This is a genomic window from Sphingopyxis sp. H073, from assembly GCF_001468395.1.
In the GTDB taxonomy this organism is placed as follows: Bacteria; Pseudomonadota; Alphaproteobacteria; order Sphingomonadales; family Sphingomonadaceae; genus Sphingopyxis.
The window spans coordinates 249,031-271,296 of the sequence record NZ_LNSG01000006.1; the positions used below are offsets into that span (position 1 = coordinate 249,031).

Below are 22,266 nucleotides of genomic sequence, written 5' to 3' on the forward strand. Positions count from 1 at the left end.
CACCAAGGGGACATCCTGAAATGAAATTCCGCCATACGCTCGCCGCCAGCGCCGCGCTGATTCCGGTCGCGCTGCTCTCCACCCCGGCTTTCGCCCAGTCGACCGGTTCGCAGGACTTCGAAAACGAAATCGTGGTCACTGGCACGGCCACCAACCGCGGCGTCGCCGGCGTCCAGACGCCCGACACCACCAAAGCGAAAGCCGTCCTGACGCAGGAGTTCATCGAACGCCAGGCGCCCGGCCAGACGATCAACGACATCATCAACCAGCTTCCGGGCGTCAGCTTCCAGAACAACGACCCCTTCGGCTCGGCGGGCGGCAAATTGTCGATCCGCGGCTTCGACAACACCCGCATCAACCAGACGTTCGATGGTATTCCGCTGAACGACTCGGGTAACTATGCGCTCTATTCGAACCAGCAACTCGACCCCGAGCTGATCGAGCAGGTCAACGTCAACCTCGGCTCGACCGACGTCGACAGCCCGACCGCCGCGGCCTCTGGTTCGACCGTCAACTATCGCACGCGCACGCCGGGCGAAGAGTTCGGCGTCAAGCTGGTCGGCTCGGCCGGCGACTTTGGCTTCTTCCGCATCTTCGGCATGATCGACAGCGGCGTCCTGACCCCTTGGGGCACGCGCCTGTTCATCTCGGCAAGCAACGCAGAGAATGACACGGTGTTCGGCAACGAAGACCAGCCGGCCTACGCCGCGACGCCGACCACGGCAGCGCGCGCTGCGATCGATTCGCGCACCGGCAAGATCCACAAGCAGCAGTATAACGCCAAGCTTTATCAGCCGATCGGCGATGACGGCGACTTCGTTGCGATCTCTGGCCACTACAACCAGAACCGCAACAATTTCTTCGGTTCGGTCGGCCTTCGCGACGTCCATAACATCGCGTCGAACTTCGTCCCGAACATCTTCCCGCAGAGCAAGGACGACCGTGACTATGGCATCGCCAAGTGCACGATCAACTCGGCCGCGCGCCCGGGTCAGGCAGACGTTGCCAACAGCTGCGGCTCGACGTTCGACGAGCGGTACAACCCCTCGAATACCGGCAATATCCGCGTCAACTCGCGCTTCACGCTGGCGCAGGGCCTCGTCCTGACGGTCGACCCCAGCTTCCAATATGTGAAGGCGAACGGCGGCGGCACGGTCGTCGGCCAGGAAGCGCGCCGCGACGTCAACCCGACCGGCGGCGCCGCAAACTGCAACACCACGCCGAACAGCGCGACGGTGAGCTGCCAGATGGGCTATATCGGCGGCACTCCCTATTATGGCCGCGATCTCAACGGCGACGGCGACCTGCTCGACACCGTCCGCGTCCTCGCGCCCAGCCAGACGCAGACCCGTCGCTACGGCGTCATCGCCGGTCTGCGCTATGAGCTGAACGACGAACACACGTTCCGCGTGTTCTACAGCCTCGACCGCGCACGCCACCGCCAGACCGGCGAAACGGGTTTCCTGCAGGCCAATGGCAAGCCCTTCGACGTCTTCCCGGTCAACGACCCGCTGGCCGATGCGTCGGGCAACGTCCTGCAGAAGCGCGACCGCAAGTCGATCGCGACGCTGAACCTCGTCGGCGGCGAATATCGCGGCGAATTCGGCGCCCTGACCGTGCAGGTCGGCGGTTCGTACAAGATGTTTAAGCGCGACCTGAACAACTATTGCGCGACCTCGAGCGCGACCGGCTTCGTCGAATGCTTCGGCACGAACACCGCTGGCCTGCAGGCCTGGCTGGCAGCGAACCCGACCGTCACCATCGCCCCTGGCGTCACCGCGCCGGTGCAGGGTCCGCAGCAGCGCATCCGCAAGTATAACAAGTTCACGCCGAACGTCGGCCTGACCTTCGACGCGACGGGCGACATCAGCATCTTCGCCAACTATTCGAAAGGCGTTCAGGTCCCGGGTACGGACAATCTCTACAACGCCTTCTATTTCCCGACGGACACCGATCAGGCGAATCCGAAGCCCGAAACCACCGACAATTTCGACGTCGGCGTCCGTTACTCGACGAGCAAGGTCCAGGCGCAGATCGGTCCCTGGTACACGATCTTCCACGATCGTCTCGCTTCGTCGTTCGATCCCGAGACCGAGCGTAACGTTTACCGTAACCTCGGCCGCGTCGACAAATATGGCATCGACGCCAGCGTCTCGTACCGCCCGATCCCCGAACTCTCGGTCTATGCCTTCGGTTCGTACCTGAAGTCGGAAATCAAGGACAATGTCCGTCTCGGCACGTGCGCCGCGGCCGACGTCGCAGCGGGCTTCTATGGCTGTACGGCGGTTGGCCAGCAGTCGTTCGCGCTGACCAAGGGCAAGCGCGAATCGGGTTCGCCGACCTACACCTTCGGCGGTCGCGCCCAGGGCCAGCTCGGCCCGGTCGAACTCGGCGTGCAGGTGAAGCGCACCGGCCCGCGTTACGTCAACGACCAGAACACGCCGCTGTACCAGACGGTCAATGGCGTCGCCAACACGGTCGTCTATGGTGCGAAGGCGCCGGCCTACACGCTGGTCGATCTCGACGCCCGTCTGAACCTCGACTGGGCGGGCTTCGGCGACAAGGTCTATTTCCAGCTCAACGTGTCGAACCTGTTCGACAAGCTCTATGTCGGCGGCTTCGACGGCCAGCTTGCGAACAACTCGGTGCCGTTCGTCCAGATCGGTTCGCCGCGGACCTTCATCGGCTCGATCGTCGTCGGCTTCTAGGCCCCAACGAACGACCAGGAAATCGGGCGCGGGAGGAAACTCCCGCGCCCTTTTTCTTTTGCGGCTATCGACCGGAGGTCGACATCTTCCCATCGTCACCCTGAACTTGTTTCAGGGTCCATGGTCTGCCGTTTCCTTCGGCGCGACGCCGGACGAACGCTCGGTCCATGGATGCTGAAACAAGTTCAGCAGGACGTGAACTGAAAGGCTGGAATCCACCCCGATGCCGCCAAAAGCAGCTCGACCGGCCGGAGCGGCAGGCGGTTCAGTCCGCGGCGATCCGGCGCGCGGTGTCTTGCACAAGCGCGATCATGTTGGGGACGCCCTGCGTGCGGTTCGACGAGAGCTGGCGCGTGAGGTCGAAGGGGGCGAGCGCGGCGGCGACGTCCATCGCCGCGACTTCGGCCGCCGGGCGGTCCTGCACCGCCGCAAGGACCAGCGCGACGATCCCCTTGGTGATCGCGGCATTGCTGTCGGCGAGGAAATGGAGCCGCCCGCCGTCCTGCGGTACCGGATAAACCCAGACGCTGGCCGAACAGCCGCGGACCAAGGTCGCGTCGGTCTTGAGCGCGTCGGGCATCGGCTCGAGTTCCCGGCCTAGCTCGATCAGCAGGCGATAGCGATCGTCGCCGTCGAGAAAGTCATATTCTTCGAAGATGTCGGTCAGGCTGCGCATGGCGGCGCCAGTGGCAGATTTGGGGGGCGGAGGAAAGGGCTTTGCCCCTCGCTTCAACACTCGCCATGCTGGCTGCGGCCATGGTTTCGCTGTGTCAGCATACATGGCCCCCCGCTCTCGATATTCGCCGCGCTTGGGGGGCTCCGGCCATGGGCCCTGAAACAAGTTCAGGGTGACCATGAGAAATGGGTGGTTACAGATCGACCCCCGCCGCGATGGCTTCGAGCTTGCGCAGCCGTTCCTTGAGGTCGGCGATCTCGATCCGCGATCCGGCGTGCGGGACGGAGGGGTCGTTCGCCGCGGGACCGTGGCCCGCCGCGAGTTCCTCGCGCTTCAGTTGGATCCAGTCGCGCCAGCCGCGGAGCGCAGCAAGGCTGATAATCGACAGCGCCGACAGCGCGACCGCCGCCGTGATCAGGTTGGTGGCGAGGTCAGACGTCATGGTGCCCATGGGTTGGCTCCTTCTTCGTCAAGGTCTCAGGGGAGGGACCGGTCGCGCAGGCTCTCGATTTCCTGGTCGAGCGTGACCGCGCGGTTATTGTCGGTGGCGATGCGTTCGAGCACCTGGATGCGCTCCTTGAGCGCGCGGATCTCTGCCTGCAGCGCCCTAGTCTCGGCTTCGGTCGCGGCGTTGTTCGCGACATAGACTTCATTACCGTGGCGATCGCGGCGCACGCCATATTTCGCGCGGACGATGCTGCCGATGGTCACGATGAGGACGATGCCGATGACCATTTCAAAGGGGTTCATGGGGGGATCCTTTCGCTTGTTTCTTGTTGTTGTGGTCTTTTGTCGGTGTCAGTTGAGCGGCGCGTCGCGCAGCTTTTCGATCTCTTCGGCGACATCGACACCGCGATCGGTGGCAATGCGTTCGAGGACGCGGACGCGGGCTTCGAGCCGTTCGGTCTGCGCCGCATATTGCGCCGCCTTCTCGGCGGTCATTTCCGACTGCTTTTCGATCATCTTCTGCTGGTGCTTGGTCCAGATGAACAGCCCCCCGACGATGAACGGCGCGAGCGGGATCAGCGCGTAGATCATATTTTCCATGATATGTTCCTCAGTTCGCGGGGCGCCGCAGCGCCTCGATCTCATGGCTCAGCCGATGCCCCTCGTCGGTGACGATGCGCTCGATCACTGCAAGGCGGTCCTTGACCGAACCCAGTTCGGCGCGGAGCTGGGCATTTTCCTGGCTGACCAGCTTGACGCGCTCGATCGTCTCGTCGCTCGTCTTGGGATAGATCGCCTTGCCCCAGCTGTTTTCGAGCGGATAGCCGTTCTTGACGCGAAGCCAGGTGGTGAAGACCCAGCCGCCGACCCCGGCCAGGCCGACGATGGCGGCAACGGGGGCGATGGTGTTGAGCAATACGAGATCCATTGTCGTCTATCCTCTCAGCGCAGACGGTCGATCTGGTCGGCGAGCTGCGCGGCCTGGCCGTGATTGTCGGTCGCGATGCGTTCGAGCACCGAGATGCGTTCCTCGAGCCGGCCGATCTGGCCGACGAGTCTGGCATTCTCCTCCGTGAGCAGCGTGATTTTTCGATCAGCGTCGACGTCGGTTCGATGAACCGTGCCGCCCCATTCATTCTCAACGGGATAGCCGTGCTTGGCGCGGATCCAGGTGGTGAACATCCAGCCGCCGATCGACAGGGCGATGATGGCGAGGACGAAAGCAGGACCACCGAAGTTCATTCTTATTCTCCCTGTTGCCCGTCAGTCGATCTGCGCGCCGATTACCGGAGAGCGTCGATCTCGTCGGCGAGACGGCGGTTGTGGCTGGTGTAGTAGAGCTCGATGTCGGCGAGCCGGCGGTCGATGTCGCGAAAGCGCGAGCGGATGTCGCGGGTCGAGGCGCTGGGGTTCGAGCGCACGCCCTGCCAGAACTTCGCCTCCTCGTTCGATCCGTAGAGCGCGAAGGGCTTGGGCGTCCCCATCCAGGCGACCATCCAGTAGGCGATCAGCGTCCAGGGGAACCCGCCCATCAGGGTCAGGAGGACCGCGCCGACGCGAACCCAGAGGACGTCGATCCCGCTATAATCCGCGATCCCGGCGCACACACCGCTCCACTTGGCGTTCTGTTTGTCGAGGTAGAATTTCGTGCGGCTGGCAGACATCTTCAGTTCCTCCGGCTCGTGCTGTTGTTTTCGAGTTGCGCCAGCTCTTCATCGCTCCGCACCGAAGGGCGGAAGTCGGGATGGTCGGCGCTGATGATGCGTTCGACGGTGTGCAGGCGGTTTTCGAGCCGGCGCGCCGTGTCGTAGAGTTCGTCGAGCAGCTGCTCATCCTCTCCGGTCAGCGTCTTGGCCTGCTTCCACTTGGTGATGTAGTGGAGGATCAGCCAGGGCAGACCGAGGAAGAGGGTGCCAATGACGATCGGGACAATGATCACTTCTTCCATCGGTCCGGCTCCTTACTTCTTGCCCTGCGCGGCCTTCAGCGCGGCGAGTTCGTCGGCGACCTTGTCGGCGGCCTGCAGGTCGGCGATTTCCTCGTCGAGCGACTTCTTGTAGCCGAGACCGAGCGCATCGGCGCGGCCTTCGGCTTCGTCGACGCGGCGTTCGAGGATCTCGAAGCGCGAGAAGGCATCCTGGACGCGGTCGCCATTAGTCATCTCGCGCAGCTTATAGCGGTTCTCGGCGCTTTCGAGGCGGTTGACGACGCTCGACTGGCGCGCGCGCGCTTCGCTCAACTTCTTCTGCAGCTTGGCGATATCGGCTTCATAGCCCTGCAGCGCGTCGTCGAGGACGGCGATCTCGGCCTTCAGCTTGTCGGCCATGTCGCCGGCCTTCTGCTTTTCGACGAGGGCGGCAGTGGCGAGATCTTCGCGGTCCTTCGACAGCGCGAGTTCGGCCTTTTCCTTCCAGCTGTCCTGCAGGCTTTCGAGCTTGGCGATGTGGCGGCGCATTTCCTTCTGGTCCGCGATCGTGCGGGCGGCAGAGGCGCGGACTTCGACGAGCGTTTCGTTCATCTCGAAGATGATCTGGCGGATCATCTTTTCGGGATCTTCCGCGCGGTCGAGCAGGTCGGTGACGTTGGCGGCGATGATGTCGCGGGTCCGTGAGAAAATACCCATTTGGAAACTCCTGTCGAAACTTGGTCCTAAGAAATGCTGGTGCCGGGGCGGGGCAAGGGGGGAGAGTGCCCCGGCACCAGTGTTCGGTCAGGCCAGATGGCTGACCGCCGGGGTTGCCGCAGCGATGTCGTAAAGGACTTTCGGCTGGTCGATCACGCCGACGAAAATAGCCAGCGCTCCGAACGCGCTGAGCGCGAAGGTGGCGGCTTGGGCAAACATCGTCTTCATGGGTTCTACCTTCCCTTTTTCGCTGCACCGGAGCGATGTGCGCCGGCTCGTGAATATCATTGCAGGAGGCGTGCCAATTGCCCGCAATGGCAGAAAAGCGCCAAACTTGACGCAGAAACCTGGCCTCGCCGCGAATTGACTTGCCATTCAGCGGGAAAATTTGCCAATGATTGGGAATGGAACGCGAAACGCAGTTCATCGGCCAGTCGGCGGCCTTTCAGGATGCGGTCGACCGCGCGAGCCAGGCGGCGACGCTCGACCGCCCGGTGCTCGTGATCGGCGAGCGCGGCACCGGCAAGGAACTGATCGCCGAACGCCTCCATCGCCTGTCGGCGCGCTGGGACCGCCCCTATGTGATCATGAACTGCGCCGCGATGCCCGAGACGCTGATCGAGAGCGAGCTGTTCGGGCATGAGGCGGGCGCCTTTACCGGCGCGACCAAAACGCGCGCCGGACGCTTCGAAGAGGCCGACGGCGGCACGCTCTTCCTCGACGAGCTGGCGACGATGTCGATGGGGGCGCAGGAGCGGCTGCTGCGCGCTGTCGAATATGGCGAGGTCACCCGCGTCGGCTCGTCGCGCCCGATCCGCGTCGACGTCCGCATCGTCGCGGCGACGAACGAGCACCTGCCCGCGCTGGTCGAAGACAACCGCTTCCGCGCCGACCTGCTCGACCGGCTGTCGTTCGAGGTCATCACCCTCCCCCCGCTGCGCGCGCGCGAGGGCGATATCGAGGTGCTCGCCACCTACTTCGGCCAGCGCATGGCGGCGGTACTCGGCTGGGAGGAATGGCCCGGCTTCGGCCCGCGCGCGCTGGCGGCGATGGAGGGCCACGACTGGCCGGGCAATGTCCGCGAGCTGCGTAACGTCATCGAGCGCGCCATCTATCGCTGGGCCGATCCCGAGCGGCCGGTCGACGCGCTGAGCTTCGATCCCTTCGCGAGTCCCTGGCAGCCGGTCGTCCGCAACGCGACCGCCAAACCGGCAGCGGCTGCCGCGGCGAGCGAAGGCGCCCCCACCGCCCCCGAACCGCAATCGGGCCCGGTCAGCGACCTGCGCGCCGCGGTCGACGCCTATGAAAAGCAGATCTTGGCCGACACGATGGCGCGCTGCCGTTTCAACCAGAAGGTCGCGGCCGAGGCGCTGGGCCTCAGCTACGACCAGATTCGCCATGCACTAAAAAAGCATGGGCTGAATCAGTAACGCCGCCCTGCCGTTTTTCGTCACCCCGGACTCGATCCGGGGTCCATTCATCCTGGCGCTGGAACGATGGATCCGGGATCGAGTCCGGGATGGCGACAGGCAGGGGTTACTCCCCAGGCAGCTGTTTGCTCAGCGCCTCGATGATCGCCTCCTGCGCCGACGCCGTATCGGCAAGCCGGTCACGCAGAGCGTAGATGTCGGGAAGGCCGTCGACCGCTTCGTCGATGCTGCGCTCCAGATAAAGCCGGTCGAGGTCCGCCAGCGCCTCGGTCAGCGGCGCCCGCGCAGCGACGAGACGCGAGATCGCCTGCTGCGCGACGACCCAGCGTTCGCTCGCCACCGGCGCGCCAGCAGCCGCCGCAACCGCCGAGGCTGCCGCGTCGCGCTCGGAGGCGAAAGCCTGCTGGGCAGCGGTCGAATCGGCTTCCCACCGCCCGAGCCGGCCGGCAAGGTCGGTAGGCAACGGCCCGGGGGGCGTGACCGCGACCGACGGCGGGACCACTTCGAACCGCCCTTCAACCGCGCGCTTGGCCAGCGACGGCGCCGGTCCGCCTGCTCCGGGCCCGCCGGCGCAGGCGGACAGGGTCAGGGCAGCCATGACAGGCAGGAATAAGGAGGCGCGCTTCATTGCCGCCCCTGATATGGGGCGCGTGCGCAGGCGGCAAGTGCCGAATCGGAATCCCCGGAGCCAACTTGGCTTCGCTGCATTATCCGTTAAAAAGCACGGAAATATGCGGTTGACAGCACGAACGGAGATCGCTAGGTGCGCGGTCTTTCCCGCTTGCTGGAAAATTCGCCTGCTTTGGCGGGTGACCGGCAGCGCGGGTGTTCTAGTTTCTGATTGGATGGAAGACCATGTTCGCAATCGTGCGCACGGGCGGAAAGCAGTATCGCGTTGCCGCCGGAGACAAGATCGCCGTCGAGAAGATCGAGGGTGAAGCCGGTGACACCGTGTCGCTGGGCGACGTCCTGCTGGCCGGTGACGGCGGCGAGGTGAAGGATGCGAAGGGTCTGACCGTTTCGGCCGAGATCATCGCCCAGACCCGCGGCGAAAAGGTCATCGTGTTCAAGAAGCGCCGCCGGCACAACTACCGTCGCCGCAACGGCCACCGCCAGTCGCTGACGCTGCTGCGCATCCTTGCCGTCGGCGAAGCCAAGAAGGCCGCACCGAAGAAGGAAGCCGCGCCGAAGGTCGAAGAGGCCGCCGCTGCTCCCGCCGCCGAAAAGGCTGCCGCGCCGAAGAAGGCCGCTGCCCCCAAGGCCGAGACCGCCGAAAAGAAGCCCGCTGCCAAGAAGGCGGCCCCCAAGAAGGAAGCCTGAGCGCGGTAACGCAGCTCGGCCCCTCAAGCGAAGTAAGGAGTTTAGGTCATGGCACATAAGAAAGCAGGCGGTTCGTCGCGCAACGGTCGCGACTCGCAGGCCAAGCGCCTTGGCGTGAAGAAGTTCGGCGGTCAGGAAGTGATCGGCGGCAACATCATCGTGCGCCAGCGCGGCACCAAGGTGTACGCGGGCGTCAACGTCGGCATGGGCAAGGACCACACGCTGTTCGCCACCGCCGACGGCCGCGTCCGATTCCACGATGGCAAGCTTGGCCGCAAATATGTGTCGGTCGACGCCATGGCGGAAGCCGCCGAATAAGGGCGATCTTGCACGGGTCGCCCATCAAGGGATGACCCGGAGCCGTCCTTTCCGCCCCAAGCGGAAACAAGGTTCGAAAAGAGGGAGACGGGTCACCCCCGGACTCCCTTTTTTCTTGTCCGCCGTCGATTGCCTCGGTTCCGGACGCGAAAACAGGGCCATCCATCTCCCTCGCGCATCGACTGTCGTCAAAGAGTCACCATGTGGCGGCTAGGGCGACAGGCAAATGGGAGTGATAAGAATGTTTGCGCGTACCGAAAGATTGTTGCTGCGGCCCGGCTGGCAAGAAGACGCCCCCGCCCTCGCGCGGGCAATCGGCGAAGAGGCGGTCGTGCGGAACCTTGCCCGCGCGCCCTGGCCCTATGGCGAGGAAGAGGCGCAGAAGTTCCTGAACCAGCCGATCGACCCGACCCAGCCGCGCTTCCTGATCTTCGCCCGCACCGTTGGCGCCCCGCGCCTTGTCGGCGGCTGTGGTATTTCACCCGGCCCCGAGGGCGAGCTCGAAATGGGCTACTGGATCGCCCGTCCCTATTGGGGTCTCGGTTTCGCGACCGAAGCCGGGCGCCAGCTGCTGCGGATTGCCCGCGCGATGCACCTGCCGAAATTGTCGGCTGGGCATTTCGTCGACAATCCGGCATCGGGCGCGGTGCTGCGCAAGCTCGGGTTCCGGCCGACCGGCAAGGTCGCGCAGCGCTATAGTGTCGCGCGCGGCGGCGAGGCGGCGTGCGCGCTGTTCGAGGAAGGCGACGACGGGGACGGCAGCAATGCCGTCACCCCAATGCGCGGCCGGATCGACATCGATGCCGACTTTCGCGAGGAAATCCGCCTGATCGCGGCCTGAAGAGACGCCCGAGCCGAATCGTCGAGCGACCGCTTAGGGGTGGTTTCCAGACCGTCCCCTATTTCCGTTCGTGTCGAGCGAAGTCGAGACACCCATCGAAGCAGCGCCTGGACCCAGGGGCATCTCGACTTCGCTCGATGCGAACGGGATTAGTTAGGGCCTCTACCGGCCGGATCCGGACGACGCGATCAGAAGCTCGTTACCCCCTGAGCTTCCCTGCCATGCCGATGATGTCGTCGAGCGGATTGCCGTCGCCGTCCATGTCGAGCATCTTGCCGAGGCCACCGAGCCCGCCGCCTGACGCGCCACCGCCGCCAAGCACGCTGCCGAGCATTCCGCCAAGGCCGCCCGACGAGCCGCTACCGCCGAGCGCGCCGCCGATCAGATCGCCGAGACCGCCGCCGCCCTGTTGCCCCTGTCCACCCTGCTTCGCCATATAACCCGCGACCATCATCGCGAGGATCGGCAGCATCTGCTTGAGCAGGCCTGCGCTGATCCCCGTCTGTCCCGCCGCATGGTCGGCGACCGAGCGGCTGACGTCCTTCGACCCGAAAATCTGGCCGAGCACCTCATTGCCCGGCTCGACCGGGGTCGGCTGTGAGCCCAGCACCGAGTCGAGCAACCCGCCGCCGCCGAGCTGGCCGAGCAACGCGCCGAGACCCTCGATCCCGCCGCCGCCCTGTGCCTGTTTCTTGAAGCCGCCGAGGATCGCGGGAAGCAGCGCTTCGGCGCCCTGCTGCGCCACACCGGGCGGAACGCCCAGCTCCTTCGCCATCGATTCGATGCCACCGGCTTGCGCCAATATGTCGGCCAGATTCATGCCAAGTCTCCCACTTCGGCACGCGATCCAGCCATGCCGATAGGCGCCAGCATAGCCCCGTCGGGGAGCCAGGAGGAGTCGTTCATTTCGCTGTCATTTACAAATGCATAGGTCCATCCTGTGGCCCCGCGACTCGCCCCCCGGTCGGGATGGCCGCGCATCTTAGTGGGAGTGAAAAGATGAGCATTTTCGGCAAGATCAAGGACGCGATCTTCGGCAAGAAGGCCGAGGCCGCAGAACCCGCAGCCCCGTCGGCATCGGCGAGCGCGATCGGCGCCGCGGTCGGCGCCGCGACGAGCGCGATGGCCACCGCGGCCGAGACCCCCGCCCCGATCAGCGAGGTCGACGTCGAAGCGATCCTGTCGGCCGAAGCCGCGAAGGCAGGCCAGGATCTCAACTGGCGCACGTCGATCGTCGACCTGATGAAGCTGCTCGGCATCGATTCGAGCCTCGCCAACCGCAAGGAACTGGCGACCGAGCTCGGCTATACCGGCGAACTCGACGGCAGCGCGGAAATGAACATCTGGCTGCACAAGGCGGTGATGCGCGAACTCGCCGCGAACGGCGGCAAGGTGCCCGCCGACCTCACCGACTGACCGACGGTCCATAATTTTCGACAGGGGTCGGGAGAGCGCAGGCTTTCCCGGCCCCTTTTCGTTGACCGGCGCGAGCCGCCGCCTAGACAGGTTTCAACAGCAACAAAGTCGCCCGAGGGAGCCTGTTCGTGTCCGATATTCTTTCCACCGCCGTCAGCCGCCGCCAGACGCTCGCCACGCTCGGCGCAGGTGCAGCGGGCCTTGCGATCGCGCATCCGGTGGCAGCGCTGCAGGCGCCGGAGCATAGCGAGGCGCAAACGCTGCTCGATTCGATCGCCGACAATCTCCTCGCCCTCTCGCCCGAAGGTGCGACCGGGCTTGGCATCGACACCGGCGCGCGTGCCGCGATGCGCGGAAAGCTCGGCGACCGGTCGGCCGCAGGACAAAAGGCGATCGCCGACACGCTGAAGGCCGACGTCGCGCGTATCCGTGCTTTCAAGACCGACGGGCTCGACCATGCGACGCGCACCAGCCTCGCGGTCGTCGACAGCGCCTACAGCGTGGCGATCGACGGCTTCGCGCAGCCCTATGGCGACGTCGCGGTCGGCGGCTGGCGCAACACGCCCTATGTCGTGATCCAGAATGTCGGCGCCTATCTCGACATTCCGAAGTTCCTCGACAGCGACCATCCGGTGAAGAGCGCCGCCGATGCCGAAGCCTATCTCGCCCGCCTCAATGCCTTTCCGGGCGTTCTCGAAGGCGAGACCGAACGCCTCAAAGCCGCGGGGGGCCAGGGCCTCATCGCCCCGGCCTTTCTGATCGACAAGGCGGTCAAGCAGCTCGAGGCGACGCTCGCCGACGCGAAGGCGGGCGGCGGGATGGTCGAGAGCCTCGTCACCCGCACCGCCGCGGCGAAGATCGCCGGCGACTGGTCCACGCGCTCGTCGAAGATCGTGCAGGGGCCGGTCGCGGCGGCGCTCGAACGCCAGCTCGCCGAGTTGAAGGCGCAGCGGCCAAAGGCGACGATGGACGCCGGCATGTGGGCGCGTCCGCATGGCGACGAATTCTATGCCTGGGCGCTCCGCGCCTCGACAACGACGCGCATGACGCCCGATGAGGTCCATGCGATGGGCCGCGAGCAGCTCGCCGAACTGCACGGCCGGATGGACCCGATTCTCAAGAAGCTCGGCTACACCAACGGCTCGGTCGGCGACCGGATGAACGAGCTCGCTAAAGATCCGCGCTTCAAATTCCCCGACAATGATCAGGGCCGCGCCGAGATCGTCGCCTATATCCAGACCTGGCTCGGCAAGATCCGGGCGCAATTGCCACGTGCCTTCCGCACGCTGGTGAAGGGCAATGTCGAGGTGAAGCGGCTCCCGCTCGCCGAGGAACCCGGCGCACCGGCGGCCTATGGCGGCGCGGGGTCGATCGACGGCAGCATCCCGGGGCGCTTCTGGATCAACCTGCGCACCACCGATCTGCACAGCAAATATTCGCTGCCCGATTTGACGATGCACGAGGCGATCCCCGGCCATGCGTGGCAGGGAGAATATGCGCATTCGATGCCGCTCATCCGCACGATGCTGGCGTTCAACGCCTATTCGGAAGGCTGGGCACTTTATGCCGAACAGCTCGCCGACGAACTCGGCCTCTACGACGATTTCGAGGTCGGGCGGCTCGGCTATCTTCAGTCGCTCGCCTTCCGCGCATGCCGCCTCGTCGTCGACACCGGCATTCATGCGAAACGCTGGACGCGCGAGCAGGGGGTCGAATTCTTCGTCAAGGAAAACGGCTCGAACCCGCTCGAGGTCGCGAGCGAAGTCGACCGCTATTGCAGCTGGGTCGGCCAGGCGTGCGGCTACAAGGTCGGGCACAGCGAGATCGTCCGCCAGCGCGGCCGGGCGCAGGCCGCGCTGGGGGCAAAATACGACCTCCGCGATTTCGACGACACGGTGGTCAAGGGCGGCAACGTCCCGCTCGACGTGCTCGCCAAGAATGTCGACGAATATATCGCAGGGACGAAGGGCTAGACCTGGGGCAGCGGCGCCAGATCGGGCTCGACGAACCCACGCCGCGCCGGGACCGAAAAGAGCAGCTCGCGGCTGTAGAAGCGCAGCGGCCAGTCGCGGCGACCGACGTCGGAGAGCAGCATCGCGTTGACACGCTCGGCAAGGCCCGTTGCGGTGGTCTCCGACAGGAAGAGCCGCACGCCCGCGACATAGGCGCGGGTGATGCTGTCGTGATAGCCCTGCGTGTCGTCGTTCACGCCGCCGACGCTCTCGTTGAAGCGGCGGATGATGTCCGCAATCTCGGCATCGACGTCGATGTCCGGGCGCTCGGAAAGCAGCCAAAGGCAGGCCCCGAGATGCGCTTCGTGTGTCCACGCCTCGCGCGGCAAAGTGCGTGCGAGCAGGCCAGTGCCGATCGCACGGATGTCTTCGTCGCCGGCGAACAGGCGGGCTGAAAATTCGGTGGTCATCTTTCCGGTCCTTCCGGGTGATGGAGCACCCGGAAGATCCGGGCTGATTATGCTGCGACGGCCGCCTGCGGCGCGGCCTGACGGACGCCTTCGTCGACATGCTCGGCAAATTGCTCGAAATTGTCGATGAATTGCCCGACCAGCGTTTGGGCGGTGCGGTCATAGGCGGCCTTGTCGGCCCAGGCTTCGCGCGGGTCGAGCAGCGCGCTGTCGACGCCCGGAACCGCAACCGGCACCATGAAACCGAAGTTCGGGTCCTTGCGGAACTCGGCGTCGTTCAGGCTGCCGTCGAGCGCGGCATTGAGCAGCGCGCGCGTCGCCTTGATCGGCATGCGCTTGATGCCGTCCATCGTCGCCATGCCGCCGGTCCAGCCGGTGTTGACCAGCCAGCACTGCACCCCGCCCTTGGCGATGCGTTCCTTGAGGAGATTGCCATAGACCGACGGGTGGCGCGGCATGAAGGGCGCACCGAAGCAGGTCGAGAAGGTCGCTTCGGGCTCGGTCACGCCGATCTCGGTCCCCGCGACGCGCGCGGTATAGCCCGAAAGGAAGTGGTACATCGCCTGATCGGGGGTCAGCTTCGCGATCGGAGGCAGCACGCCATAGGCGTCGGCGGTCAGCATGATCACCGTCTTCGGTACCGGACCCATGTTCTTTTCCGACGTGTTCGGAATGAAGTCGATGGGGTACGAGCCGCGGCTGTTCTCCGCGAGCGTTGCGTCGTCGAAGTCGAGTTCGCGCGTCTCGGGGTCCATCACGACATTTTCGAGCACCGTGCCGAAGCGCTTGGTCGTCGCGAAAATCTCGGGCTCGGCCTCGGGCGAGAGGCGGATCATCTTGGCGTAGCAGCCGCCCTCGAAATTGAAGACCGCGGTGTCCGACCAGCCATGCTCGTCGTCGCCGATCAGCGTGCGCGACGCGTCGGCCGACAAGGTCGTCTTGCCGGTGCCGCTGAGGCCGAAGAAGACCGCCGTGTCGCCATTGGGACCGATATTCGCCGAGCAGTGCATCGGCATCACGCCCTTTACGGGGAGCAGATAGTTGAGGATGCCGAACACCGACTTCTTCATCTCGCCGGCATACTGCGTGCCGCCGATCAGGATCAGCTTTTCGGTGAAGTTCACCGCGATCACCGTTTCGGTTCGCGTGCCGTGCTTTGCGGGGTCGGCGCGGAAGCTCGGCAGGTCGACGATCGTATATTCGGCCACGAACGCCGCGAGCTCCGCCGCGGTCGGGCGGCAGAGCAGGGTGCGGATGAACTGGCTGTGCCAGGCGAATTCGGTGATGACCTGCACGCCGACGCGATGCTCGGGCTGCGAACCGCCGAACAGCTGCTGACGATAAAGCCGCGGGCGATCGGCAAGGTGCGCAAAGAAGTCAGCCTTCAGCGCCGCAAAATGCTCGGGCGTCATCGGGACGTTGGTCTTGCCCCACCAGATGGTGCCCCGCGTCTCGTCGTCCTGGACGATGAACTTGTCCTTGGCGCTGCGCCCGGTGTGCTTGCCGGTCTGGACGACCAGCGGGCCATCCTTGGCGAGCAGGCCCTCGCCGCCCCGGATTGCTTCCTCGATCAACGCCGAGGTGCCAAGGTTTTCGGCTACGTCGGCCTTCGTGTCGACGGTGTCGGTGCCGATCGCAAGCTTCGTCATTTTTCTCGCCTCTCCTCTGTCCCGACCGCACCTTATGCATAGGTATGCAGGGCATGCCATGCGAAAGCGTTGGGCCCGCATGACCATGGGGTGCCGACGGATACGTCGATTCCGAAATCCCGGCCGCGTTAGCGAGGATGAGGGCCGAGGTCAAAAGATTAAAGGGTAAATAACCGGCCGGTCGGGCCCGGTTGTCGCTCGGCCCCTTATCGGCTAATCGCTCGTTGGTCCGCCCAATGGAAAGAGCATGACGGCAACCATCGCGCTGGTCGACGACGACCGCAATATCCTGCAATCCCTGTCGATCGCGCTGCAGGCCGAAGGCTTTGTCGTGCGCGTCTATTCGGACGGCGAGGCGGCGCTGAAGCCGCTGATCGACAATCCGCCCGATCTTGCCGTGTTCGACGTCAAGATGCCGCGCATGGACGGCCTCGAACTGCTGCGGCGCCTCCGCGAGAAAAGCCAGCTTCCGGTGATCTTCCTGACCAGCAAGGACGACGAGATCGACGAAGCGCTGGGTCTCGCGATGGGCGCCGACGATTATATCGCCAAGCCCTTCTCGCAGCGGCTGGTGATTGCGCGCATCCGGGCGATCCTGCGCCGCGTCGAGCTCAACCGTGCGTCGCCGAGCGAGGATGAGGAACCCGTCGCCGATCCGATCAGCCGCGGCCGGCTGACGATGGACCCGGCGCGCCACAAGGTGAGCTGGGACGGCAAGGACGTCACCCTGACCGTCACCGAATTCCTGATCCTGGAAACGCTGGCGTCGCGCCCCGGCATCGTGCGCAGCCGCAACCAGTTGATGGACGCGGCCTATCAGGACGATGTCTATATCGACGACCGGACGATCGACAGCCACATCAAGCGGCTGCGCCGGAAATTCCGCGAGGTCGACCCCGAATTCGACGCCATCGCGACCCTGTACGGGGCGGGCTACCGCTTTTCCGATGACGGCTGACGGCAAGCGCCCCGAGGGTAGCCTTGCCGAGCAGGAAGAGGCACCGCTCGTCTGGTCGGCGCGCTGGTCGCTGACGACGCGCATCCTTGCGGTCAACATCCTTGCGATCATCCTGTTCGGCGGCGGCTTCTTCTACCTCGACACCTATCGCACCCGCCTTGTCGACACCCGCATGGACGTGATGGCCGACCAGCTCGCGCAGCTCGACGAGGCGCTCGAGGCGGCCCGCCCCGACCAGCGCCAGCGTCTGATCGACAGCTTCACCCGCGCGACCGAATCGCGGCTGCGCTTCTATGCGCCCGGCGGCGCCAAGCTGTCGGACAGTTTCACGACCGGTGCGCCGACCTACACGCTGCGCGACCCCGATCTGCAGCCATGGAAGCGCGATGCCGCGCGGGCGATGGACCGCGGCATCGACTGGATCGTCGGCGCGCCGACCTATCCCGATTTCGAGGAGCCGCGAATCGATGTGGGCGGGGCCTGGCCCGAGGTCGTCGAAGCGTTCCGCACCGGCAAGGCGAGCAGCCGTTTCCGCTACGCCCCCGAACGCACCCCGCTGCTCAGCGCGGCGCGCGTCGTCGACCTCGAAACACCCGAGGTGATGATGATGACGCTCAACGCGCGCGACATCACCCGCACCGTCCGCGCCGAGCGCCTGCGGCTCGCGATCGTCGTCTCGATGGTGCTGATCACCTCGGTCCTTCTTTCGCTGTTCCTCGCGCGCACGATCGTCCGCCCCTTGCGCCGGCTTGCGCGCGCCGCCGTGCGCGTCCGGCTGGGCCGCGCGCGCGAGGTCGTCGTCCCGCGCCTGCCGAGCCGGCGCGACGAGATCGGCACGCTCGCGCGCGCGTTGTCGGACATGACGCAGGCGCTGCGCGAACGCATCGACGCGGGCGAGCATTTCGCGGCCGACGTGACGCACGAGCTCAAGAATCCGATCGCGTCGGTCCGCTCGGCGATCGAGGGACTGGGACGCGTCACGACCGACGCGCAGCGCGAGCAATTGCTCGCCATCGCCGACGAGGATGTCCGCCGCCTCGACCGGCTCGTCACCGACATCAGCGATGCGAGCCGCATCGACGCGCAGCTCTCGCGCACCCTGTTCGAGCCGATCGACATCGGATTGATGATCGAATCGATGCTCGCGGGCCGCGCCGCGCGCGCGCGGAACGCGCCGAACCCCCGCATCGCCTTCGCCCGCCCGCGCAAGGGCACGACGACGGTGATGGGCGACGGCCATCGCCTCGAACGTGCGATCGACAATGTCATCGACAATGCGATCAGCTTCTCCCCCGATGCGGGCCTCGTCTGTATCGCGGCGACGAGGCTCGGCGACGAGGTGCATATTCGCGTCGACGACGACGGCCCGGGCATCGACCCCGACCAGCGCGAGGCCATCTTTCGCCGATTTCACAGCGAAAGGCCGCGCGACGAAGCGTTCGGCAAGCATAGCGGACTGGGGCTGGCGATCGCCCGGACGATCATCGAGGGGCACCAGGGAACGATTTCCGCGCGCGACCGCGACGACGGCAAGCGCGGCGCGAGCCTGCTGATCACCCTGCCCGCGCGCGAACGATCGGAAGAGCAGGGTTAACGCTCGCCGCCCCATCTTCCTTGCAGCGGCGTAACATCGCCGTTAAGCCCCGGTGATGTTCCCGAGCCGGACCAAGCCCGAGATCCAGAATATCCACGCCAGCTGCGTCGCGGCGGGCAGTGGTGGGGTGCTGATCCTCGGCAATTCGGGACAGGGCAAGTCCGACCTCGCGCTGCGGCTGATCGACAAGGGAGCGCGGCTGGTCGCCGACGACCGCTGCGATATCTGGTACGACCGCGAGCGGCTGTGGTGCCGCCCGCCCGAAGCGCTTGCCGGCAAGCTCGAGGTACGCGGGATCGGCATCGTCGAAAAGCCGTGGACCGCGCCGGTGCCGCTCGCACTCGCGGTGCGGCTGAGCGACCGCTACGACCGCATGCCGGCGGTGGGTCAGGTCGAGATGGTCGCGGGCCATCCGCTTCCCGCGCTGCTGCTCTCGGCCTTCGAAGCCTCCGCCCCGATCAAGATCCTGCTCGCGCTGGAACGGCTGGCTCCCGAGCGATGACCGCCGCCGCCGCAGAGCCGCGCCTGCTCCTCGTCACGGGACTCTCGGGCGCGGGCAAGTCGACCGCGCTCAAGGTGCTCGAGGATCTGGGCTGGGAGGTCGTCGACAATCTGCCGCTCGCGCTGCTCGATGCGCTGATCGAGGCACCGGTAAAGCGCAGCGAGGCGCATCGGCCGATCGCGGTCGGGATCGACAGCCGCAGCCGCGGCTTTCGGCCCGCGCTGCTCGTCAAACAGATCAAGGAATTGCGCGAGAACGGCGGCCGCGATGTCCAGACCCTGTTCCTCGACTGCGCCGGCGCCGAGCTCGAACGCCGTTTCTCCGAAACGCGTCGCCGCCATCCGATGGCCGAGGATCGCCCCGCCGCCGACGGCATCGCGCGCGAACGCGAGATGATGGAGCCGCTCCGCCGCTGGGCCGAGCATGTCGTCGACACCACCAACTACAGCAGCAACGACCTGCAACAGGAGGTCCGCCAGCGGTTCGGCGACACCGAAGAGGGCGCGCCGGTCCTAAATGTGCTGAGCTTCGGCTTCGCGCGCGGCCTGCCGCGCAACGCCGACCTGGTGTTCGACATGCGCTATCTGCGCAACCCGCACTGGGATCCGAAGCTCAAGCCCGGCACCGGGCTCGACGCCGATGTCGCGGCCTATGTGATGGCCGATCCTGCCTATGCCGACAGCGTCGCGCAGATCGAAAGGCTGATCCTGACCCTGCTCCCGCGCTACCGCGCCGAGGGCAAAAGCTATGTCACCATCGCCTTCGGCTGCACCGGCGGACGCCACCGCTCGGTCCATGTCGCATCGCGTGTTGCCCAAACGCTACGCGAGTCCGGTTATGAGCCAGTGCTGACCCACCGCAATCTTGACTCGGCGCCGCAAGATGGGCTTGAGGGCAAGCCCCCGCCCGCAGCTCCCGCGGCCGTCGGCAACAGATAAGGGTCTCGCATTACATGCCCACCGACAAAGCACTGCCGCTCCTCGGGATGGTCCTCGTGACCCACGGCCGGCTGGCCGAGGAAATGGTGACCGCGATGGAGCATGTCGTCGGCCCGCAGCGCGCGATCGCCACCGTCTGCATCGGCCCCAACGACAATATGGAGATGCGCCGCAAGGAAATCGCCGACGCGATTCGCAACGTCGATGAGGGGCGCGGCGTGATCATGCTGACCGACCTGTTCGGCGGCACGCCGTCGAACCTCGCGATCAGCCTGCTCGAAAGCGGCCGAACCGAGGTGATCGCGGGCGTCAACCTGCCGATGCTGATCCGGCTCGAAAGCGCGCGCAAGACGATGGACCTGCGCGCCGCGGTGACCGCGGCGAGAGAAGCGGGCCAGAAATATATCTCCGTCGCATCGGAGATGTTGGGAGTGGGGCCATGAGCGAAGCCAGCGAAACGGTCGAGATCACCAACCAGCGGGGACTCCATGCACGCGCGAGCGCCAAGTTCGTGACCTTCGTCAGCCGCCTGCCCGACACCGTGTCGGTCGAGGTCGAAAAGGGCGGGTCGCGCGTCAACGGCACCTCGATCATGGGGCTGATGATGCTTGGCGCCGCGAAGGGCGACAGCATCACGATCCACACCCGCGGCGACGGCGCCGATGCCGCGCTGCTGAAGCTCGTCGGGCTGGTCAAGGACAGCTTCGGCGAGGATTGATCCCATGGCGACCGGTCGCCGCAGCCGCATCGAAAGCCTTTCCAACCCGCTGGTCAAGCGGATGCGCCTGCTGCGCGAAAAGCGGCACCGGCGCGCCGAGGGGCTGTTCCTGGCCGAGGGGCTGCGCATCGCGACCGAGGCACGCGAGGCAGGCGTGCTGCCGCAATGGCTGTTCCTCGCCGAGGAAGGCGCCGCGCATCCGCTCGCACGGGCGCTGGTCGAGGCGACGCTCGCGAACGGCGGCGAGGTGATCGACACGACGCCCGCCATCCTCTCCAAACTGTCGGGCAAGGACAATGCGCAGACGATCGTCGGCATCTATGCCGAACCGAAAACCGCACTGACCGACCTCGACCGCACCGCTGCGCCGATCTGGCTCGTCGCCGAGCGGCTGCGCGATCCGGGCAATCTCGGCACGATGCTGCGCACCGGCGATGCGGTCGGCGCGGGCGGGCTGATCCTGCTCGACGAGTCGACCGATCCCTATGCGGTCGAGGCGGTCCGCGCGAGCATGGGGGCGATTTTCACCCAGCGCCTTGTGCAGGCACGCTGGGAGGAATTCCTTCCCTGGCTGCGCAGCGGTCCCGGCCAGCTGGTGGCGACCTGGCTCGGCGACGATACGCAGGATTATCAGGCGGTGCGCTATGCGGCCCCGACCTTCATCCTCATCGGCAATGAATCGCAGGGGATGCCCGAGGACTATGCCGCGGCCGCCGACGTGCGCGTGAAGATGCCGATGATGGGCAAGGCCGACAGCCTGAACGCCGCGGTGGCGGCCGCGGTCATGGCCTATGAGGTGCTGAACCAGCGGCGGACGCGTTAGCGCCGGTTCATCGTCGAGACACGCGCGCCGATTTAGTGCATATTCGTCATGCCGAACGTGTTTCAGCATCCATGACCGGCGCCCCCGTTCAGCGTCACGCCAAGGAAATGGTCGCGCCATGGACCCTGAACCAACTTCAGGGTGACGAGAATGGAAAGGCCGCCCCCACGATGCGTATGTTGCCGCTGCTCGCTCTGTCCGCCCTCACTGCCTGCGCACCCGTCGCCGAGCCGCCGCAGGGTCCGAAGCCCGCCGCCTATTTCGCGCTCGGCACCGAGCCCGGCTGGACGCTGGAGATCACCCCCGAACGGCTTGGTTACAACGGCGACTATGGCGAGACGAAGATCGCCGTCGCCAACCCCGGTGCGCGCCCGAGTTTCAATGGCGAGCGCTATGTCACCGACCGACTGACGGTCGACGTCACGCACGCGACATGCAGCGACGGGATGAGCGACCGCCGCTATCGCGACACGGTGACGGTCACCGCCGACGGCAAGACGGTGAAGGGTTGCGGCGGCGGAGTGCTGCCGCCCGGCGAACTGGCGGGGACGAGCTGGACCTTCGTGTCGATCGGCGGCGCGCCGGTAGCGGGCGACCGCCCGACCTCGCTGCAATTCGACGGCGAGCGGCTCAGCGGCAGCGCGGGATGCAACCGCTTTTCCGGCAGCTACAAGGTCGAAGGCCGCACGCTGACCGCAGGGCCGCTGATGGCGACGAAAATGGCGTGTCCCGGTGCGGGCATGATGCAGGAAAGCGCCTTCTTCGCCCTGATGCGCGGCCCGGTTACCCTGAGCTTCCCGAGCGACGGCACGCTGGAAATCACCGGAGCCGATGGGCAGACGGCAGTATTGAAGCGCGCGATCTGAGCATCGCCCGCGCACAG

At 65.8% G+C, this 22,266-nt stretch carries 29 protein-coding genes; 15 read left to right on the forward strand and 14 right to left on the reverse strand.

The window, feature by feature from the left end; all coding sequences use genetic code 11:
• Positions 1 to 20: 20 nt before the first annotated feature.
• Positions 21 to 2,708: a TonB-dependent receptor gene (locus ATE64_RS13735; RefSeq protein WP_058455016.1), complete on the forward strand. Its 2,688-nt coding sequence runs from the start codon at positions 21 to 23 to the stop codon at positions 2,706 to 2,708.
• A gap of 265 nt (positions 2,709 to 2,973) precedes the next feature.
• On the opposite strand, the gene ATE64_RS13740 is transcribed toward ATE64_RS13735, so the two are convergent.
• The 10 genes from ATE64_RS13740 to ATE64_RS21730 form a co-directional block, all read right to left on the reverse strand.
• A complete protein-coding gene (locus ATE64_RS13740; RefSeq protein ID WP_058455015.1) occupies positions 2,974 to 3,384 on the reverse strand; it encodes a SufE family protein in 411 nt (136 codons plus the stop codon).
• 193 nt (positions 3,385 to 3,577) lie between these two features.
• The gene (locus tag ATE64_RS13745) at positions 3,578 to 3,835 is read right to left on the reverse strand and encodes a hypothetical protein (RefSeq protein ID WP_197410121.1); all 258 of its coding nucleotides are present in this window, start codon (positions 3,833 to 3,835) and stop codon (positions 3,578 to 3,580) included.
• Positions 3,836 to 3,861: 26 nt separating this feature from the next.
• Positions 3,862 to 4,134, reverse strand: a complete 273-nt coding sequence (locus ATE64_RS13750; RefSeq protein ID WP_058455014.1) for a hypothetical protein — start codon at positions 4,132 to 4,134, stop codon at positions 3,862 to 3,864.
• Positions 4,135 to 4,182: 48 nt separating this feature from the next.
• Positions 4,183 to 4,431: a hypothetical protein gene (locus tag ATE64_RS13755; protein WP_058455013.1), complete on the reverse strand. Its 249-nt coding sequence runs from the start codon at positions 4,429 to 4,431 to the stop codon at positions 4,183 to 4,185.
• 10 nt (positions 4,432 to 4,441) lie between these two features.
• Complete coding sequence (locus tag ATE64_RS13760; protein ID WP_058455012.1) at positions 4,442 to 4,759, reverse strand: hypothetical protein; 318 nt, start codon at positions 4,757 to 4,759, stop codon at positions 4,442 to 4,444.
• Positions 4,760 to 4,773: 14 nt separating this feature from the next.
• The gene (locus tag ATE64_RS13765; RefSeq protein ID WP_058455011.1) at positions 4,774 to 5,073 is read right to left on the reverse strand and encodes a hypothetical protein; all 300 of its coding nucleotides are present in this window, start codon (positions 5,071 to 5,073) and stop codon (positions 4,774 to 4,776) included.
• Positions 5,074 to 5,114: 41 nt separating this feature from the next.
• Positions 5,115 to 5,495, reverse strand: coding sequence for an envelope stress response membrane protein PspC (pspC, locus tag ATE64_RS13770; RefSeq protein ID WP_054731198.1), 381 nt, complete (start codon positions 5,493 to 5,495; stop codon positions 5,115 to 5,117).
• A gap of 2 nt (positions 5,496 to 5,497) precedes the next feature.
• On the reverse strand, positions 5,498 to 5,779 hold the full coding sequence (pspB, locus tag ATE64_RS13775) for an envelope stress response membrane protein PspB (protein WP_058455010.1): 282 nt from the start codon (positions 5,777 to 5,779) through the stop codon (positions 5,498 to 5,500).
• A gap of 12 nt (positions 5,780 to 5,791) precedes the next feature.
• Positions 5,792 to 6,454 carry a phage shock protein PspA gene (gene pspA / locus ATE64_RS13780; RefSeq protein ID WP_058455009.1) on the reverse strand — a complete coding sequence of 221 codons (663 nt, stop codon included), beginning with the start codon at positions 6,452 to 6,454 and terminating at the stop codon, positions 5,792 to 5,794.
• 87 nt (positions 6,455 to 6,541) lie between these two features.
• Entirely contained in the window at positions 6,542 to 6,682 is a 141-nt protein-coding gene (locus ATE64_RS21730) for a hypothetical protein (RefSeq protein ID WP_156416522.1), read from the reverse strand.
• A gap of 176 nt (positions 6,683 to 6,858) precedes the next feature.
• Here ATE64_RS21730 and pspF point away from each other — a divergent pair, with 176 nt between their 5' ends.
• Complete coding sequence (gene pspF / locus ATE64_RS13785; RefSeq protein ID WP_058455008.1) at positions 6,859 to 7,884, forward strand: phage shock protein operon transcriptional activator; 1,026 nt, start codon at positions 6,859 to 6,861, stop codon at positions 7,882 to 7,884.
• 106 nt (positions 7,885 to 7,990) lie between these two features.
• Here pspF and ATE64_RS13790 read toward each other — a convergent pair whose 3' ends face one another.
• Entirely contained in the window at positions 7,991 to 8,512 is a 522-nt protein-coding gene (locus tag ATE64_RS13790) for a hypothetical protein (RefSeq protein WP_058455007.1), read from the reverse strand.
• Positions 8,513 to 8,739: 227 nt separating this feature from the next.
• Here ATE64_RS13790 and rplU point away from each other — a divergent pair, with 227 nt between their 5' ends.
• The 3 genes from rplU (at position 8,740) to ATE64_RS13805 (ending at position 10,363) form a co-directional block, all read left to right on the forward strand.
• Positions 8,740 to 9,204, forward strand: a complete 465-nt coding sequence (gene rplU, locus ATE64_RS13795) for a 50S ribosomal protein L21 (protein WP_058455006.1) — start codon at positions 8,740 to 8,742, stop codon at positions 9,202 to 9,204.
• 48 nt (positions 9,205 to 9,252) lie between these two features.
• Positions 9,253 to 9,522: a 50S ribosomal protein L27 gene (gene rpmA / locus ATE64_RS13800; RefSeq protein WP_058455005.1), complete on the forward strand. Its 270-nt coding sequence runs from the start codon at positions 9,253 to 9,255 to the stop codon at positions 9,520 to 9,522.
• A 241-nt stretch (positions 9,523 to 9,763) separates the two neighbouring features.
• The gene (locus tag ATE64_RS13805) at positions 9,764 to 10,363 is read left to right on the forward strand and encodes a GNAT family N-acetyltransferase (RefSeq protein ID WP_058455004.1); all 600 of its coding nucleotides are present in this window, start codon (positions 9,764 to 9,766) and stop codon (positions 10,361 to 10,363) included.
• Positions 10,364 to 10,562: 199 nt separating this feature from the next.
• Here ATE64_RS13805 and ATE64_RS13810 read toward each other — a convergent pair whose 3' ends face one another.
• Complete coding sequence (locus ATE64_RS13810; RefSeq protein ID WP_058455003.1) at positions 10,563 to 11,183, reverse strand: DUF937 domain-containing protein; 621 nt, start codon at positions 11,181 to 11,183, stop codon at positions 10,563 to 10,565.
• 179 nt (positions 11,184 to 11,362) lie between these two features.
• On the opposite strand from ATE64_RS13810, the gene ATE64_RS13815 reads away from it, so the two are divergent.
• On the forward strand, positions 11,363 to 11,779 hold the full coding sequence (locus tag ATE64_RS13815) for a DUF3597 domain-containing protein (RefSeq protein ID WP_058455002.1): 417 nt from the start codon (positions 11,363 to 11,365) through the stop codon (positions 11,777 to 11,779).
• 128 nt (positions 11,780 to 11,907) lie between these two features.
• Complete coding sequence (locus ATE64_RS13820) at positions 11,908 to 13,752, forward strand: DUF885 domain-containing protein (protein ID WP_058455001.1); 1,845 nt, start codon at positions 11,908 to 11,910, stop codon at positions 13,750 to 13,752.
• Here the strand turns inward: ATE64_RS13820 and ATE64_RS13825 are convergent.
• Positions 13,749 to 14,201, reverse strand: coding sequence for a hypothetical protein (locus tag ATE64_RS13825; protein WP_058455000.1), 453 nt, complete (start codon positions 14,199 to 14,201; stop codon positions 13,749 to 13,751). The two genes, ATE64_RS13820 and ATE64_RS13825, sit on opposite strands and share 4 nt — an antisense overlap.
• Positions 14,202 to 14,248: 47 nt before the next feature.
• Positions 14,249 to 15,850, reverse strand: coding sequence for a phosphoenolpyruvate carboxykinase (locus tag ATE64_RS13830; protein WP_058454999.1), 1,602 nt, complete (start codon positions 15,848 to 15,850; stop codon positions 14,249 to 14,251).
• A 247-nt stretch (positions 15,851 to 16,097) separates the two neighbouring features.
• Between ATE64_RS13830 and ATE64_RS13835 the strand changes: the two genes are divergently transcribed.
• The 8 genes from ATE64_RS13835 to ATE64_RS13870 all read left to right on the forward strand — a co-directional run bounded on the left by ATE64_RS13835 (position 16,098) and on the right by ATE64_RS13870 (position 22,249).
• Positions 16,098 to 16,808, forward strand: coding sequence for a response regulator transcription factor (locus tag ATE64_RS13835; protein WP_058454998.1), 711 nt, complete (start codon positions 16,098 to 16,100; stop codon positions 16,806 to 16,808).
• Positions 16,798 to 18,402, forward strand: coding sequence for an ATP-binding protein (locus tag ATE64_RS13840; RefSeq protein ID WP_058454997.1), 1,605 nt, complete (start codon positions 16,798 to 16,800; stop codon positions 18,400 to 18,402). The genes ATE64_RS13835 and ATE64_RS13840 overlap by 11 nt, the downstream gene beginning before the upstream one ends.
• 55 nt (positions 18,403 to 18,457) lie before the next feature.
• The gene (locus tag ATE64_RS13845) at positions 18,458 to 18,904 is read left to right on the forward strand and encodes a serine kinase (RefSeq protein WP_058454996.1); all 447 of its coding nucleotides are present in this window, start codon (positions 18,458 to 18,460) and stop codon (positions 18,902 to 18,904) included.
• Complete coding sequence (gene rapZ, locus ATE64_RS13850; RefSeq protein ID WP_058454995.1) at positions 18,901 to 19,842, forward strand: RNase adapter RapZ; 942 nt, start codon at positions 18,901 to 18,903, stop codon at positions 19,840 to 19,842. The genes ATE64_RS13845 and rapZ overlap by 4 nt, the downstream gene beginning before the upstream one ends.
• A gap of 14 nt (positions 19,843 to 19,856) precedes the next feature.
• The gene (locus ATE64_RS13855) at positions 19,857 to 20,285 is read left to right on the forward strand and encodes a PTS sugar transporter subunit IIA (protein WP_058454994.1); all 429 of its coding nucleotides are present in this window, start codon (positions 19,857 to 19,859) and stop codon (positions 20,283 to 20,285) included.
• Positions 20,282 to 20,560, forward strand: a complete 279-nt coding sequence (locus tag ATE64_RS13860; RefSeq protein ID WP_058454993.1) for an HPr family phosphocarrier protein — start codon at positions 20,282 to 20,284, stop codon at positions 20,558 to 20,560. The genes ATE64_RS13855 and ATE64_RS13860 overlap by 4 nt, the downstream gene beginning before the upstream one ends.
• A 4-nt stretch (positions 20,561 to 20,564) precedes the next feature.
• A complete protein-coding gene (locus ATE64_RS13865) occupies positions 20,565 to 21,383 on the forward strand; it encodes an RNA methyltransferase (RefSeq protein WP_058454992.1) in 819 nt (272 codons plus the stop codon).
• Between the two features lie 170 nt (positions 21,384 to 21,553).
• A complete protein-coding gene (locus ATE64_RS13870) occupies positions 21,554 to 22,249 on the forward strand; it encodes an META domain-containing protein (protein ID WP_058455134.1) in 696 nt (231 codons plus the stop codon).
• Positions 22,250 to 22,266: the final 17 nt, after the last annotated feature.